The sequence below is a fragment of the Candidatus Hadarchaeales archaeon genome, assembly GCA_038736355.1.
Taxonomy (GTDB): Archaea; Hadarchaeota; Hadarchaeia; order Hadarchaeales; family WYZ-LMO6; genus WYZ-LMO6.
The window spans coordinates 271605-286819 of sequence record JAVYML010000002.1 but is presented as its reverse complement, the minus strand read 5'-3'; the positions used below and the strand labels follow the sequence as shown (position 1 = coordinate 286819).

Below are 15215 nucleotides of genomic sequence, written 5' to 3'. Positions count from 1 at the left end.
TCATATATAATAAGACTGTAAGTTTTAGGATGAAGCCAGACAGGAGAATAGCGGTTCTGGATACCACCCTGAGGGACGGCGAGCAGATGCCTGGGCTCGCCCTCACCCCAGAACAGAAGTTGGAGATAGCCATAGCCCTAGATGAGCTGGGAGTGGACATCATAGAGGCCGGATCGGCCATCGTTTCGGAGGGGGAAAGGAAAGCCCTCAAGGCCGTGGTGAGGCAGGGACTGAGGGCGGAAATATGTAGCTTCAGTCGGGGAGTTAAGGAAGACATAGATGCAGCCTTGGAATGTGAGGTGGATAGTGTTCATTTGGTACTTCCGACTTCTGATATCCACCTGAAGTACAAATTGAGAAAATCCCGCTCCCAGTTGAAGGAAATGGCAAGGGAGGCCTGTCGATATGCCTTGGACCACGGTTTGAAGGTAGAGCTTTCGGCCGAGGATGGGAGTAGAACCGACCCAGCTTTCCTCAAGGAATTCTTTTCCATAGGTGTGGAGGAGGGGGTACACCGTTTGTGCGTGTGCGATACGGTGGGAATCATGACTCCGGAAAAAATTCAAGGACTTTTTTTGGATCTCACCAGCTCCTTCTCCCTTCCCATCTCAGTCCATTGTCATGACGATTTCGGCCTAGCCACCGCCAACACCATAGGGGCGGTGAGAGGAGGGGCAAAGGAAGTTCATGTCACGGTGAATGGATTGGGGGAAAGGGCGGGGAATGCTTCGTTGGAGGAGGTGGTGACCTCTCTTCACTACTTCTATGGATTCAAAACCGGAATCAAGCTCAGGAAGTTGTACCAAACTTCGGAGCTGGTGGAGAGATTGACGGGGGTACCCGTCCCGCCGAACAAGGCCATTGTGGGTGATAACGCCTTTTCACACGAATCGGGAATCCACACCCATGGGGTGCTCAGGTTTCCAGGGACCTACGAACCCCTCTCACCGGAGCTGGTGGGACAGAAAAGGAGGTTCGTATTGGGAAAGCATGTGGGAATGGCGTTCATCCGCAACGAATTGAAGAAGCTTGGGATAAAAGCTTCGGAAGAGCAGATCAAGGAAATCTTCTCCCAAGTAAAGGCCTTGGGAGATAAAGGTAAGATGGTGACGGATGCGGAATGGAGGGCAATCGTGGATTCAGTTTTGGGAAGATCCTTTGAGGAGATGGTCAAGCTACAAGAGCTAACGGTGGTTAGTGGAAACAAGATCACCCCCACAGCTTCGGTGCGCCTTCTGGTGAACGGAAAGGAACTTCAGAATTCTGGAATCGGAGTGGGTCCAGTGGATGCAGCCATGAACGCCATCAGAAAAATATTGGAAGGGATGTCCAATGTGAAGTTGCAGGAATACCATGTGGATGCCATCTCTGGGGGAACCGATGCCGTCGTCAGTGTGGTAGTGAAGTTGACGGATGGCAGAAAAATTATAACATCGAGGGGTACATCTAGTGATATTATCATGGCCAGCGTGCAGGCCATGCTGGCTGGGGTCAACAGGTTTCTTTGGGATAGGAGGATGAAGTATGCCAGAAAAAACAAATGAGGAGGGCAGGCTCCGTCTCCCGAAGGATGGGGAAGTCCTTGGCATAGTGGAGCAGATAGTAGGTTTCGATAGGTTGAGGGTGAGGTGTAGGGATGGCCATGTCAGGATCTGTAGGATTCCTGGAAAAATGAAGAAGAGGGAATGGGTGAGGGTGGACGATGTTGTAATAGTGGCTCCCTGGGAAGTGGAGGGAGACAAAAAAGGGGATTTAGTTTACCGCTATACCGGAACCGAGGTGGAATGGCTTAAGAAGAAGGGATTGTGGGAGTAAGTTGTCCGAGGATTTTCAGGAGTTCCTGCGCGAAGGCGAGGGCTGGAAGTACGAAAGGTTGGAAAAGGACTCCGAGATGCGCAAGGTGGTGGAAAGGGTTTTCGATGCTTCCACCCTCCTAACCCTATATCATATGATCAACCGCGGGACCATAGATCGTTTTGGAGGGGCGGTAAGCACGGGCAAGGAGGCGCACGTTTTCAGGGCCTTGAACTCGGAAGGGGAACACGTGGCGGTCAAAATTTACAGGGTTGCCACTTCAGATTTCAAGAACATGTACCGCTATCTGGTGATGGATCCCAGATTCAAGGGAATATACAAGGACAGAAGGCAAGTGGTGTACGCCTGGGCTTCCCGAGAATACAAGAACCTTCAGAGAGCTGGTGAAGCAGGGGTTTCGGCGCCTAGGGCCCTCGATTATGAGAAAAACGTGCTCGTGATGGAATTCATAGGAAAGGGGGGTCTCCCCTATCCCAGGATGAAGGATTGTCCGCCAAAGAACCCCGCCAAGACCTTCGAAAAGATTTTGAGGGAAGTGGGGATCCTTTACCGGGAAGCCAAACTCGTTCATGCGGATTTGAGCGAGTACAACGTGCTCCTGACTCCCGACCCCGTACTGATAGATTTTTCTTTGGGCACGGATATTTCAAGTCCTATGGCGGATGAGCTCCTGAAAAGGGATCTTTCCAACCTTTCCAATTATTTCAGGAGACAAGGAGTTTCCGTCCCGCCCTTGGAGGAACTCCTAGAGGAGGTGAAGGGTGGAGGAAGCTGAGGGTCCCTCCGAAATCCTCAGACTCCCCAAGGATAGGATAGGAGTGGCGATAGGGAAGAAGGGGAGCGTGAAGAGGGAGATCGAGCGCAGAACGGGAGTGAAGCTCCTCTTCGACAGTGAGGAAGGAGTGGTGCAAATTTTCAGGGGGGAAGATCCCCTTTCGGCGCTGAAGGCAAGGGAAGTCTTGAGGGCTATAGGAAGGGGTTTCAGTCCAGAGAAGGCTTTTTCCCTCCTCGAGGAGGACCATTACCTAGAGGTGATCGAACTAGAGGATTACGGGGGATCGGAGAAGGCTATGACGAGGCTTAGAGGGAGGGTGATAGGGGAGGAAGGAAAGGCCAGGAGGACCATCGAGGAACTTTCGGGGGCTTTGGTCTCCGTGTACGGAAAAACGGTGGCACTCATAGGAACCCCCGAGGAGCTTAGGCGTGCCAGAAGGGCCGTGGAGATGTTATTGGGAGGAGCGGAGCACTCCACCGTTTATAGGTTCTTGGAAAGGATGCGTGCGGAAGGGGAGAGAAGGGAGGCTGGTAAGGGATGAAAACGCTAGCGGATGAGCTCTTCGAGGAGTTCAGGGAGCACAGTGTGAGTGAGTTCTTCAGGAAGAATGCTGCCATGCTCGGATATACTGGAAAGGTACGCTCCCTGACCACCGTGGTGCATGAGGGAGTCACCAACTCCTTGGACGCTTGTGAGGAGGCAGGTATCCTTCCGGAAATCAAGGTGGAGATAAAAAGGGTGGATGAAGACCCGGAACACCTGAAGGTGGCGGTGGAGGATAACGGACCGGGAATCCCCGAGAAATACATACCGAGTGTTTTTGGGAAGATGCTGGCGGGGACCAAGTTGCATAGACTCCTCCAGCAGAGGGGACAACAGGGAATAGGGATTTCCGGAGCGGTGATGTTTGCCCAAATTACTTCCGGAAAGCCAGCGTTGGTGAGGACGTCCACGGGTGACGGTAAGATAGTGGAGATGGAGGTTTCGATAAACGTGGACAAGAACGAGGGAGAAGTGCACAGCAGGAGGGTGATGCAGGGGAAGTGGAAGGGTACCAGGATAGAACTGGAACTCAAAGAAGTAACCTACCAGCGCTCGAGGTACAGTCCCTTCCATTACTTGAAGATGACCTCCATCGCCAATCCCCATGCCAAGATCATCTTTGAGGAGCCGGACGGGACGAAGACGGTTTTCGAGAGGGTGGTGAAGGAGGTCCCTCCTCCTCCCGAGCCCATGCCCCTCTATCCCAAGGGGTTGATGGCAGATGATCTCCTGGTCCTCTGCAGGAATTCGAGGAGCAGGACGGTGGGAGGAGTACTTATAGGAGAACTCTCCAGGATGACCAAGCAAAAGGTGGAGGAGGTAGAACGCCTTTCGGGAGTGAGAATGGACAAGAAACCCCAAGAGCTTACTTGGGAAGAGGCGGAAAGGATCATCAAGGCCTTCAAACAGATGAAGTTCATGGCACCCTCGGCGAGCGGATTGAGACCCATCGGGAAGGAGCATATCGAGAAAAGCCTGAAGCAAATGTATGAGCCAGAATTCGTGGCAGCGGTCACAAGGGAGCCGAAGTTCTACAGGGGGGGTATACCCTTTGTGGTTGAGGTGGGGATGGCATACGGTGGAAAGGCGGGAAGGGAAGAGGGGGAGGGGGAAAGGATGGAACTCCTGAGGTTCGCCAACAGGGCTCCCCTGATCTTCGACCAGGGAGGGTGTGTGATCACCTCTGCCCTGAGGGACATAGACTGGGGAAGGTACGGTCTGGACCCGGAGAATTCCCCTCTCACGATTTTCGTGAACCTCTGTTCTGCCTATGTTCCATACACTTCCGCAGGAAAGCAATCCATTGCTGAGGAACCCGAGATCTACGAGGAGCTAAGGTTTGCGGTGATGGACGTTGCTAGGGAAGTGCGCTCCTATCTTTACCGCAAAACCAAGCAAAGGGAAAGGGAGCAGAGGGCTGGAATCTTCGAGAAATTCCTTCCCATCATAGCCAAGAAGGCTTCTTCCCTGGCGGAGGAGGAACCTCCCGACATAAAGCCCGTGTTGAAAAAGGTTACGGGGATAGAGCTTGAAGGGGGAGAGTAGGGAAGGAGGAAGGAGACAAAGGGTTTTGGAAGTGCTGAAGAAGCTGGGAAAGGAAGTGCTACAGGAGCTGAGAGAAGGAAAACCCCCCAAGCTGAAGATTCCCTCCCGCGGAACCTCCAACATCGTGTACGATGAGGAACACGGATACTATGTGCTGGGGCCAAGGTATGAAATCCGCTCGGCTTCGAGCATGGCACAGGTCAAGAAGTTCGCCCAAACCCTTTGCGTGGCGGAGTTCTGCAAAGAGTTGGTAAGTGCGGGAAAGTTCGCCACCCTCAGGGAAATGTATTATACTGCAGAGGGATGGGAACCCGGTCCCTTCAAGGATCAGGATGAATCCGACCTTTTGGTGGAAGATTTGGAGGCCATGCTCGGACTGAAGAGGGAAGATTTGGCCCTCATGCCTGAGGAGGATGGAGCGGCTGTCTTTGGGGATTTGACGATTAAAGAGGGGGATGTGACCATCAATGCCCTCAAGGCAGGAAGGGGTGGTTACACCATTCCCCCCACCATAGACGAAGTGGAATTCGTGAAATGCAAGGCGAAGAGGGTAATAGCTGTGGAGACGATGGGTATGTACCATAGACTCGTACAGGAGGAGGCCTGGAAGAAGTTCGATGCCCTCATCGTTGGTCTCAAGGGGCAGGCGGCCAGGGCGACGAGGAGATTCCTGAAAAGGGCGAACGAAGAACTTGGTTTACCCGTCCTCCTCTTCACGGATGGGGATCCCTTCGGTTTCCACATAGCGATGGTGGTTATTTCCGGGAGCGCCAAACTCGCCTACGTCAACCATGAGCTCGCCGTTCCCAAGGCAAAGTTCATAGGGGTAACGGCTACCGATATCGTCGAGTACGATCTTCCAACGGATAAGCTGAGGGAAATAGATATTGCCAGGTTGAAGCAGTTGCAAAAGGATCCCAGGTATGGTTCGAAGTTTTGGCAGGAGGAGATTAAAAAGATGCTGGAGCTGGGCAAAAAGGCAGAACAGCAGGCCTTTGCCAAGTACGGGCTGGAGTATGTGGTGAAGGAGTACCTACCCGCCAAGCTGGAGGAGGTAGAGGAGGCCTAAACCTCCCTGGGGTTAAGCCTTTATGGAAGGTTGGTTAAAGGAAAAATGCCGGGGAGTGCCGGGGTACTGCTTCGCGCAGCCCGAGAGCTCAGCAGGTAGAGCGCTCGGCTGTTAGACCCGGTGTGGATGAAGAACGAACCTCAAGATCGAAAGGATGACGCACCGGGTGCCGCAACCGAGCGGTCAGAGGTTCGAGTCCTCTCCCCGGCGCCTGACTAAGTTCTGAGGTGAAATTAGAATCCACGGTCACGAAAGGAGGCTCGAGTTGATCGCAGGTTCGTCGTGGTCTACATTAACACTAACAACCAAAGAATTGCTATGAAGTGGATAAATGGGCCCATGTGAAGTCCCCGAGATAAGCTCTTCCCAGCGTTTAATAAGGCGAATATTGAGATAGGTGTTCTTGGACTGGAGAACTCGAAGGGTTCCAGAGGAAACATAGGTTGCTTCCCTTCATGGACGATTCGTTCGATCCTCCGCTATTGTCGTCATTTTTTAATGCTTTTACCCAAAGGATTCTGATGAGAGTTCTTCTCCTCCGGGAAAGCGAGATAAAAGAACTTCTTTCCATGCGTGAGACCATCGCCGCTGTGGAAGAGGCCTTCAGACAGAAGGGGGAGGGAAAGGTGCAGATGCCCCCCAAGTCCTACATCTTCTTTCCCAAGTACGAGGGGGACTTCCGGGTGATGCCCGCTTACCTCGAGGTGGGGGAAGAGGCTGGGGTCAAGGTGGTCAACGTTCATCCGGGAAACCCAAAAAGAGGATTACCCACGATAATGGCCACCATCCTGTTGATCGATCCCTCCACGGGGGTTCCTTTGGCCATCATGGGCGGGACTCTGATCACTGCCCTCAGAACGGGTGCGGCAGGAGGGGTGGCTGCCAGGTACTTGGCTAGGAAAGACAGCAGGGTGGTGGGCATGGTAGGGGCAGGGGTCCAGGCCAGGGCCCAACTGAGGGCCCTGAAAGAGGTGTTAGAGGTGGAGAAGGTAAAGGTGGTCTCCGCCCACCCATCGGAGGCGAGGAAGTATGCGGAGGAGGTGAGAAAAGAGCACGGTATAGAGGTGGAGGAGGTGAAAGGAGTGGAGGAGGCGGTGAGGGATAGCGACATCGTGGTAACCACCACCCCCTCCCGTGTTCCCCTGGTGAGGAGCGAGTGGATATCGGATGGAACCCACCTCAACGCCATAGGTGCAGATGCTCCGGGTAAGCAGGAAATGGAGCCCGAGCTCCTCAGGCGTGCCAAAGTGGTGGTGGACGACTTGGAGCAGGCCCTCCACTCAGGAGAGGTGAACGTTCCCTTTTCGAAGGGTCTCTTTAGGAAGGAGGACATATACGGGGAGCTTGGGGAGATCGTGGTCGGAAAGAAACTTGGTCGCACCTCCCCGGAGGAGATTACCCTTTTCGATTCCACAGGTTTGGCCATCCAGGATGTGGCCGTTGCTTGGTTGGTATACAGAAAGGCCCAGAGACTGGGGAAGGGGGAGGAAATAGAGCTCGATTTATCTCCTTAAACTGGTATCCCTGGCCAGGATGGGAGAGATCTCTTTCTTGAGGGTTTCGAGGAAGAGGTCGAAGAGCTCTATTGGTACGGAAGCCCCTGCGGCTCCCTCATGACCTCCTCCCGATCCCCCTATCCTCTCCACGATTCCACGCAGGAGCTCGTTCAAGTCTATCTTCACCCCAGCCCTTCTCCTCAGGCTCATGTCGACCTCTTTTTCTCCCCTCCTCGTGGCAAGACCTATGTCCGCTCCCGTAATCCCGATGCAGTGGAAAGCGGCCTTGCTCAGCGAGCCCGAGGGAAGGTCGAGTACCATGGCAAGATTTCCTTCCTTCACCACATGTTTTTTCACGTATTCCCAAGTTTCCCATTCCCTCTTGGTGGCTTTGATGGCCCTTTCCACGATCTCCGGGATCTCCATGGGAGGGGTGTTCTTGGCGAGGAATTCTACCACATCCCTCTTGTAATGATAGTCACCCGGCACCTCCCCGAGTGCTTGGCTTAGGAGACCGGCCTCCATGTAGATGGTGTGGCGGTTGTACTTGTTCAGGGTCTCCAGCACGAACTCCGTTTCTTCACAGTAGTCCCCTATAGCACCCCAGAGGGCCACCCGATCCAAGTAGGGATCGAGGAAGGGCTGGAAGAGCCTGAAGGTGAGCTCGGAGGTGCTTGCCCCGATCTGGTGTACGAACTGGGTACAGGAAACATCCTTTTTGAGGGTGCGTGGGGGGAGGGGATGGTGATCGATATAAAGGACCTCCCCCTTGGAGGAGAGTTCCCCCATCCTCTTGAAGATGGCTTCTTTCTGGGTCTCGTTGATGGCGATATCGAGGATGATGAGGGTATCCCCCTCCTGGGCCTCCTCCAGATCCTTGAGGAGGGTCACGGGTCTGGTGAACCAAACCTCTGCCTTGGGGAACCTTGCCTTGGCTAGGGCGGCGGAGCAGACCCCATCCGTGTCTCCGTGGGCCAGGATCTTAATGACCATTCTTTCCTTTTCTCCTCGGGAGATTTAATCCAAACCGCTCGTTTGCTCAAGGATTAAATCGGAGGGGACCAAGAATAATTGGGCCCGTAGCTCAGCCAGGTCAGAGCGCCCGACGGTCCTGGACCGGGCGAGGCTCATAGGCTTGGCTGGGAGACCGGGTGGTCGGGCGTTCGAATCGCCCCGGGCCCACCAGCTTTGGGACCTTATAAGGAGGGGTGAAGAAGATTTTTGAATGCCCGATTGGGGGAAGGGTTTCTCCGCCGATCTGCATCTCCATTCCAAATATTCCGGAGGCACTTCCTCCAAGATGGAAGTGGACCTCATTTCACAACAGGCTTCCCTAAAGGGTTTGAGCATAGTGGGGACGGGGGACATCCTCCATCCCCGGTGGAGGGAGGAGGTCAGGGAAAGGTTGAGGGAGGTGGGGGAGGGGACGCTGGAGCATCCCCGTTACGGTACGAGGTTCCTCCTCACGGGTGAGGTGGAGGACAACAGGAAGGTACATCATCTCCTCCTCTTCCCCTCCTTCTCGGCCGTGGAGGAGCTGGAGGAGCTGTTTTCCTCCAAGACAGAGGATCTGAAAAGGGAGGGAAGGCCGCACGTCGATCTCTCTCCCCCCGAGGTGGCGGAGGCCGCCCTTTCCGTGGGATGCTTGGTCGGTCCTTCCCATGCCTTCACCCCTTGGACGAGCATGTACAAGGAGTTCAACAGTCTGAAGGAATGCTATGCCGATTTGGCGGATAAAATCGTTTTTCTGGAGCTGGGATTGAGTGCGGATACTTACATGGCAGATCGCATCTCCGAGCTCTCACGTTTGACCTTCCTCTCCAACAGCGATTCCCACAGTCCCTGGCCCGAGAGACTGGGAAGGGAGTTCAACAGGTTTGGTATCGAAGAACCCACTTTCGAGGAGGTAAGGAGGGCGTTGGAGAGGAGGGGAGGGAGGTGTGTGCTTTTGAACGTGGGGTTCGATCCCAGGTTGGGAAAGTACCACAGGACCGCCTGCTCGAGATGTTTCAAACAGTTCGGGCTGGAAAGGGCCAAAGAACTCGGATGGAGATGCAACGATTGTGGTGGTTGGATAAAAAAGGGTGTTTGGGACAGGGTGAACGAGCTCGCCGATTTGCCCGAACCCCTTTCACCCCCCCATCGGCCCCCCTACCTCCGCGTGGCACCGCTGGCGGAAATCCTCGCCTTGGGAATGGGGGCGGAGGTCAGGGATCCCAGGGTGAGGGAGAGCTGGAGGAAGCTGGTGGAGAGATTTGGATCCGAGATAGAAGTCCTTGTGGACGCCCCCCCCGAAGAGATAGGGGAGGTGGTGGGGAGGGAACTCTCGGAGCTCATTCTTGCCTTCCGCAAGCAGGAACTGAAGGTCTTTCCCGGAGGAGGGGGAAGGTATGGCAGGTTGGAGCTTCCACCCCATCTTTCCAAGAAGATGGGACAGCGGACGTTGGGAGACTTCACTTGAGCCAGGGTGGGAGGAGGTCGAGCCTAACGAGGTCCCTGAAGGTTTCCCTCTTCCTTACCAAGGCGGCCTTCCCCCCCTTTACCATCACCATGGCAGGTCTGGGTTTGGCCGTGTGTTGGTTGGACATGGAGAGCCCGTAGGCCCCCACGTCGAAGATCACCGCCAGATCCCCCCTTTCCGCCTTGGGTAGGAGTCTCTCCTTCCCCAAAAAATCTCCCGATTCGCAGAGGGGGCCCGCTACATTGGTTAGGGTATCGTTCTTTTGATCCATTTTGTTGGCGAGTTCTATATGATGGTAGGCACCGTACAGGGCAGGCCTTATGAGGGCATTCATTCCGGCATCGAGGGAAATCCAGCGGGGGAGCCCCTTCCTTTCCTTCGTGTACTCTACTCTGGCGAGGAGGATGCCGGCGTCCCCCACTATGTACCTTCCCGGTTCGAAAACCAGCAGGTGTTCTTCCATCCCCTTCTCCTCTTCCACCCTTTTCACCACGGACACTACCCTTTCCGCCAACTCCTCCAGGTTCACCTCCCTTTCCTCCGGGCGATAGGGGATACCCACCCCTCCCCCCAGATCGACAAAATCGAGCTCTATCCCCATCCCGTGTAGTTTGGCCACCACCTCCATCACCTTTTCCGCCTCCTCCACGAAGGGTGAGGGATCCAGGATCTGGGAGCCTATGTGGGCATGGATACCCACGATCTTCAGGTTTTTCATTTGCCTGGCCCTTCGGTAGGCCTCTAAGGCTTCCCCGCTCTCCACATCGAAACCGAACTTGCTCTCCCTCAGTCCCGTGGCGATATAGGGATGGGTGGGGGCCCTGATGTTGGGATTTATCCTGAAGCTTATTCTCGCCTCCGTTTTCATCTTCCCTGCCAGTCTCTCCACCACTTCCAGCTCCTGGAAATTGTCGATGTTGATGGTTACCCCATGTTTCAGGGCCAGCCTCAGCTCCTCCTGGGTTTTCAGGTTGCCGTTGAAAACCATTTTTTCTCCGGGGATACCTGCCCGGAGGGCTATCCTCAATTCGTTCTCCGAACTGACATCCGCTCCAGCCCCCTCCGTGGCCAGGACCCTAACCACGGCTGAATTGGAGTTGGCCTTGAGGGCATAACAGAGACGCACCTTCCTCCTTTTGGAGAAGGCCTTGAGGAACCTGCGGTAGTTGTCTCTTATACGTTCTTCGTCCATGACATAGAGGGGAGTTCCGAACTCCTCGCAGAGCTCCACCGTGTCTATTCCTCCACAGACCAGATGTCCGGAGGAATTCACTCGGAAGTGGGGTTTGAGCATCAGCACTTCTCCGATACCTCCTTCACCGCTTCCCTTAGGATGTTGAGACCCATCTCCAGTTCTTCCTTGGAGATGATCAACGGGGGGGCTATTCTGATGGCGGATCTACCTCCGCGGAAGAAAATGGCACCCCTTTTCAGAGTTGCCTGGATGACCATCTCCCTTTCCTTCGTCCCGTCCATTTTGTTCTTCTTCTCCCTCACGAACTCCACCGCCAACATCAGCCCCTTCCCCCTCACTTCCCCTATGATGGGGAATTCCTCTTCCATTTCCTGAAGGTAACGGAGGGAAAACTCCCCCAGTTTTCTGGCCCTCTCCACCAGCTTCTTTTCCTCCAACAGTTTCAGGCCCTCTATCGCAGCCGCACAGGCCACTAGGTTCCCACCGAAGGTGGAGGCGTGGGCGCCGGGTTCCCAGTCCATCACTTCGGAGCTGGCTATGGTGGCCCCTATGGGAGCTATTCCACCGGAAAGGGCTTTGGCCAAACAGATGATTTCGGGTACCACGTTCCAGTGCTCCACGGCGAACATCTTTCCGCTCCTGCCCAAGCCCGTCTGGATCTCGTCGGCTATCAGTATCCATCCGTATTCATCACACAGCTCCTTCAGCATGGGCAAATACTCCGGAGGGGGGATGATGTATCCTGAATTTCCCTGAATGGGCTCTATGATCACCCCTGCCACTTCCTCGGGAGGTATCACCCTCCTGAGGTACTCCCTTATGAACTCTATGCATAGGAAATCACATCCGGGATAGCTCTGCTTGAAGAGACATCGGTAGCAGTAGGGATAGGGCATGAAGCTTACCCCCGGCACCAGTGGGAAGAAGTACCTGTGATGGAGGACGTTGGAGGAGGAAAGGCTCATGGCCCCGTAGGTCCTGCCATGGAAGGCCCCCAAGAAGGAGATGATCCTCGGTCTACGGGTGTGCCACCTCACGCATTTCAAGGCGGCTTCAACGGCTTCTGCCCCGGAATTCCCCAAGTAGACCCTCTTGGAAAAGTTTCCGGGAGTGATTTTGGTGAGGCGTTCTGCCAGCTCCACCTGGGCCTCGTAATAGAAGTCCGTGCCGGCGAAATGGGTTAGCTTCCCGAGCTGTTCTTTAGCAGCCCTGATGAGCCTCGGGTTGGAGTATCCATAGTTCAGAACGAACATCCCCGAGCTCATGTCGAGAAAGACATTCCCATCCACATCCTTCACGTAACACCCCCATCCCTCGCTCGCCACCACGGGCTCGGAACGGGTATAGGAGGGAGACATCACCTTCTCATCCCTTTCGATGATAGCCCTAGCTTTAGGACCAGGGATGGGAACCCTCACCTTGGGCCGTCTCGCCCATTTCGGACGAAAAACCATCAGCCTAACTTTTAGACCTTCACTTAAAAATAGTTCTGCTGGAGAGGATGGGGAAAAAAGTAATGATTTTGGACTATGGAATGGGCAACCTGAGGAGCGTTTTTAATGCCGTGAAGGAGGTGGGAGGGGAACCTTTCCTGGTGACTTCCCCGGACCAATTGGAAGGGGGAAAGGGCCTGATCATACCAGGAGTGGGTGCCTTCGGGAAAGGTATGGAGAAACTGGCTCCCTTCGAGGGGGTGATAAAGGAGATGGCCGGGGAAGGTCTTCCCCTCCTGGGTATATGCTTGGGTATGCAAGTGATGTTTGAGGGTTCGGAGGAGGCGGAGGGGAAGAAGGGACTGGGCCTCCTCAAGGGAAGGGTGGAGAAAATACCCACCAAGGAGAGGCTCCCGCATATGGGATGGAACTACGTCGAAAAGACAAGGGATTCCCCCCTCCTTCGGGGACTGGAAGGCGGGTACGCCTATTTCGTCCATTCCTATCATCCAGTGCCTTCTGAGGAAGAAGAAGTGGTGGCGACGGCGGATTACGGAACGGAAGTCTGCGCTGCCGTTTGGAAGGATAACCTCTTCGGAACCCAGTTCCACCCAGAGAAAAGCGGTCCCTTCGGGTTGAGGATCCTCAAGAATTTTTTGGAGGTTTTGGATGCTCTGTAAGCGGATAATACCCTGCCTGGATTGCGACCTAGCCGTGCCCATGGGTAGGGTGGTGAAGGGGGTGGAGTTTGAGCAGATAAAATATGCTGGAATTCCTTGGGAACTGGCGGCCAAGTATTATAGGGAAGGGGCGGACGAGATAGTTTTCTTGGACATAACCGCCAGCAGGGAGAGAAGGGAAACCATGGTTCATGTGGTCGAGAAGACCTCGGAGGAAGTCTTTGTCCCTCTAACCGTGGGGGGTGGGATAAGGAGTGTGGAAGATGCCCGCAAGGTCTTCAACGCCGGAGCGGACAAGATAGCGGTGAACACGGCAGCCCTCAAAAATCCCTCCTTGATTACCCAGTTGGCTGAAACCTTCGGAAGCCAGGCCTGCGTGGTGGCAATAGATGCGAAGAGGAGGAGGGCGAGGAAGGGGGAAGAAGAGAGAGTGGTGGTGGAAACCCCCGAAGGTCCGGTATGGTTTGAGTGCTCCATCTATGGAGGAAAAGAATTCACGGGAGTGGATGCGGTGAAATGGGCCATGGAAGCCGAAGAAAGGGGGGCGGGAGAAATTCTCCTCACGAGCATGGATAGGGATGGAACCACGCTTGGCTACGACCTCCTCCTCACCAGGGTGGTCAGCGAGAGGGTAAGCATTCCTGTCATAGCTTCGGGTGGATGCGGATCGCCAGAGCACATGTATGAGGTTTTTCGGGAGACAGGGGCTTCGGCAGCCTTGGCCGCCAGTATCTTCCATTACGGGAAGTATGGAATAAGGGAAGTCAAGGAGTTTCTAGCCAAAAGAGGGATCCCCGTCCGTTTGTAATTCACAGAATGGGAAGGAGGTTCTGGATTTCCCAATCAGTAACCTGGGAACGATAGGTTTCCCATTCTTGGGTCTTGATGTACAGGAAGTGCTCGAAGAGATGGTCCCCAATGGCTTCCCTCACCAGCTTACTCCTTTCCATACATTCGAGGGCTTCACCCAGGCTTGAGGGGAGGGGCTCTATTTGGAACTCCCTCTTCTCCTCAGGGGTCATCTTGAAAATGTTCCTCTCGACCGGTTCGGGTGGATATACCTTTTCCTCTATCCCCTTCAACCCAGCCGCGAGCATGACGGAGAACTGGAGGTAGGGGTTGCCGGCAGGATCGGGGCACCTGAGTTCTATTCTGGTCCTCAGTTCCCTTCCGGAAGGAACCCTGATGTAGGCGCTCCTGTTCCTGTTGGCCCAAGAGATGTATACGGGGGCCTCATATCCCGGAACCAACCTCTTGTATGAGTTAACGGAGGAGGCCAAGATGGCACACATCTCCCTGGCGTATTTCAAAAGGCCCCCTATGAAATAAAGGGCCAGTTCGCTGAGCTGATATTTGCCCTTGGGATCGTAGAAGAAATTCTTCGTACCGTCTGGGCTCATGAGGGACATGTGGGTGTGCATGCCCGAGCCATTGACCCCGTAGAGAGGTTTGGGCATGAAGGAGGCGAAAAGGCCATGCTTGTGGGCAATGACCTTCGTGGTATATTTCATCATCATCACCCTATCGGCGGAAGTCAGAGCATCGGCATATCTCAAGTCTATCTCGTGCTGTCCGGGCGCCACTTCGTGGTGGGAAGCCTCTACCTCAAACCCCATTCGGTTCAAGTGCAGAACGATTTCCTTCCTTATCTCATCTCCCTTGTCCCTCATGAGATCGAAGTACCCACCAAAATCGGAGGGTTGGGGGACGGGTCTCCCCCTTTCATCCACTTGAAGAAGGAAGAACTCGTATTCCGGGGCTGTGTTGAAAACGAATCCCTCTTTTCTGGCCCTTTCCATGAGCCTCTGGAGGGCATATCTTGGGTCCCCTTCAAACCTGTTGTTTTTGTGGTCGTAGACATCGCATACCATGCATGCCGTTTTTAAATTTCCCTCCGTCCAGGGTAAGATGGTAAAGGTTTTCGGATCCGGTACCAGTCGCATATCGGATTCTTCAACGGTTGCATAGCCTAGCACAGAAGATCCGTCGAAAAAGACCCCTTCCGAGAGAGCTCTCTCCAACCTTTCGATCGGGAGAGTAATGTTTTTGACCGTTCCCAGGATGTCCATGAACTGCATCTGTATGAACTTCACTCCCGCTTCTTTGGCCTTCTCAACCACTTCTTTTTTCTCCTTCTGTGTCATCACCTTCCTTGGGGAAAGAGTCTTATTTAGTTTAGGGACTTTGGTAATCTTATAAATCG

The 15215-nt window shown here is 54.3% G+C and carries 14 protein-coding genes and 2 tRNA genes; 12 read left to right on the top strand and 4 right to left on the bottom strand.

Annotation, left to right across the window (positions count from 1 at the left end):
- Nucleotides 1-29 precede the first annotated feature (29 nt).
- The 8 genes from QXG22_03830 (at nt 30) to ala (ending at nt 7261) form a co-directional block, all read left to right on the top strand.
- Nucleotides 30-1544 carry a 2-isopropylmalate synthase gene (locus tag QXG22_03830; GenBank protein MEM0359124.1) on the top strand — a complete coding sequence of 505 codons (1515 nt, stop codon included), beginning with the start codon at nt 30-32 and terminating at the stop codon, nt 1542-1544.
- Nucleotides 1525-1815, top strand: a complete 291-nt coding sequence (eif1A, locus tag QXG22_03825; protein MEM0359123.1) for a translation initiation factor eIF-1A — start codon at nt 1525-1527, stop codon at nt 1813-1815. The genes QXG22_03830 and eif1A overlap by 20 nt, the downstream gene beginning before the upstream one ends.
- A gap of 1 nt (nt 1816) precedes the next feature.
- Complete coding sequence (locus QXG22_03820) at nt 1817-2590, top strand: serine protein kinase RIO (GenBank protein ID MEM0359122.1); 774 nt, start codon at nt 1817-1819, stop codon at nt 2588-2590.
- The gene (locus tag QXG22_03815; GenBank protein MEM0359121.1) at nt 2577-3131 is read left to right on the top strand and encodes a KH domain-containing protein; all 555 of its coding nucleotides are present in this window, start codon (nt 2577-2579) and stop codon (nt 3129-3131) included. The genes QXG22_03820 and QXG22_03815 overlap by 14 nt, the downstream gene beginning before the upstream one ends.
- On the top strand, nt 3128-4678 hold the full coding sequence (gene top6B / locus QXG22_03810; protein MEM0359120.1) for a DNA topoisomerase VI subunit B: 1551 nt from the start codon (nt 3128-3130) through the stop codon (nt 4676-4678). The genes QXG22_03815 and top6B overlap by 4 nt, the downstream gene beginning before the upstream one ends.
- On the top strand, nt 4662-5747 hold the full coding sequence (locus tag QXG22_03805) for a DNA topoisomerase IV subunit A (GenBank protein MEM0359119.1): 1086 nt from the start codon (nt 4662-4664) through the stop codon (nt 5745-5747). The genes top6B and QXG22_03805 overlap by 17 nt, the downstream gene beginning before the upstream one ends.
- 57 nt (nt 5748-5804) lie before the next feature.
- Nucleotides 5805-5957: transfer RNA gene (locus QXG22_03800), tRNA-Asn, on the top strand.
- Nucleotides 5958-6268: 311 nt separating this feature from the next.
- On the top strand, nt 6269-7261 hold the full coding sequence (gene ala / locus QXG22_03795) for an alanine dehydrogenase (protein MEM0359118.1): 993 nt from the start codon (nt 6269-6271) through the stop codon (nt 7259-7261).
- On the opposite strand, the gene QXG22_03790 is transcribed toward ala, so the two are convergent.
- The gene (locus QXG22_03790) at nt 7250-8236 is read right to left on the bottom strand and encodes a DHHA1 domain-containing protein (protein MEM0359117.1); all 987 of its coding nucleotides are present in this window, start codon (nt 8234-8236) and stop codon (nt 7250-7252) included. The two genes, ala and QXG22_03790, sit on opposite strands and share 12 nt — an antisense overlap.
- An 80-nt stretch (nt 8237-8316) precedes the next feature.
- Between QXG22_03790 and QXG22_03785 the strand changes: the two genes are divergently transcribed.
- Together QXG22_03785 and QXG22_03780 are read left to right on the top strand one after the other, a co-directional pair.
- A tRNA-Ile gene (locus tag QXG22_03785) sits at nt 8317-8428 on the top strand.
- A gap of 40 nt (nt 8429-8468) precedes the next feature.
- A complete protein-coding gene (locus QXG22_03780; protein MEM0359116.1) occupies nt 8469-9704 on the top strand; it encodes a TIGR00375 family protein in 1236 nt (411 codons plus the stop codon).
- On the opposite strand, the gene lysA is transcribed toward QXG22_03780, so the two are convergent.
- Nucleotides 9697-10998, bottom strand: a complete 1302-nt coding sequence (gene lysA / locus QXG22_03775) for a diaminopimelate decarboxylase (protein MEM0359115.1) — start codon at nt 10996-10998, stop codon at nt 9697-9699. The genes QXG22_03780 and lysA overlap by 8 nt on opposite strands.
- Complete coding sequence (locus QXG22_03770; protein MEM0359114.1) at nt 10998-12353, bottom strand: acetyl ornithine aminotransferase family protein; 1356 nt, start codon at nt 12351-12353, stop codon at nt 10998-11000. The genes lysA and QXG22_03770 overlap by 1 nt, the downstream gene beginning before the upstream one ends.
- A 47-nt stretch (nt 12354-12400) precedes the next feature.
- Between QXG22_03770 and hisH the strand changes: the two genes are divergently transcribed.
- Together hisH and hisF are read left to right on the top strand one after the other, a co-directional pair.
- Complete coding sequence (gene hisH, locus QXG22_03765; GenBank protein ID MEM0359113.1) at nt 12401-13012, top strand: imidazole glycerol phosphate synthase subunit HisH; 612 nt, start codon at nt 12401-12403, stop codon at nt 13010-13012.
- Nucleotides 13002-13820 (top strand): imidazole glycerol phosphate synthase subunit HisF, encoded by an 819-nt coding sequence (gene hisF, locus QXG22_03760; GenBank protein MEM0359112.1) that lies wholly within the window; start codon nt 13002-13004, stop codon nt 13818-13820. The genes hisH and hisF overlap by 11 nt, the downstream gene beginning before the upstream one ends.
- Nucleotide 13821: 1 nt before the next feature.
- Here the strand turns inward: hisF and glnA are convergent, their stop codons facing one another.
- Entirely contained in the window at nt 13822-15156 is a 1335-nt protein-coding gene (gene glnA / locus QXG22_03755; protein ID MEM0359111.1) for a type I glutamate--ammonia ligase, read from the bottom strand.
- Nucleotides 15157-15215: the final 59 nt, after the last annotated feature.

Coding starts and splice junctions, on each gene's coding strand:
- QXG22_03830 (MEM0359124.1), top strand. CDS start 30: ATGAAGCCAGACAGGAGAATAGCGGTTCTGGATACCACCCTGAGGGAC.
- eif1A (MEM0359123.1), top strand. CDS start 1,525: ATGCCAGAAAAAACAAATGAGGAGGGCAGGCTCCGTCTCCCGAAGGAT.
- top6B (MEM0359120.1), top strand. CDS start 3,128: ATGAAAACGCTAGCGGATGAGCTCTTCGAGGAGTTCAGGGAGCACAGT.
- ala (MEM0359118.1), top strand. CDS start 6,269: ATGAGAGTTCTTCTCCTCCGGGAAAGCGAGATAAAAGAACTTCTTTCC.
- QXG22_03790 (MEM0359117.1), bottom strand. CDS start 8,236: ATGGTCATTAAGATCCTGGCCCACGGAGACACGGATGGGGTCTGCTCC.
- QXG22_03780 (MEM0359116.1), top strand. CDS start 8,469: ATGCCCGATTGGGGGAAGGGTTTCTCCGCCGATCTGCATCTCCATTCC.
- lysA (MEM0359115.1), bottom strand. CDS start 10,998: ATGCTCAAACCCCACTTCCGAGTGAATTCCTCCGGACATCTGGTCTGT.
- QXG22_03770 (MEM0359114.1), bottom strand. CDS start 12,353: ATGGTTTTTCGTCCGAAATGGGCGAGACGGCCCAAGGTGAGGGTTCCC.
- hisH (MEM0359113.1), top strand. CDS start 12,401: ATGGGGAAAAAAGTAATGATTTTGGACTATGGAATGGGCAACCTGAGG.
- hisF (MEM0359112.1), top strand. CDS start 13,002: ATGCTCTGTAAGCGGATAATACCCTGCCTGGATTGCGACCTAGCCGTG.
- glnA (MEM0359111.1), bottom strand. CDS start 15,156: ATGACACAGAAGGAGAAAAAAGAAGTGGTTGAGAAGGCCAAAGAAGCG.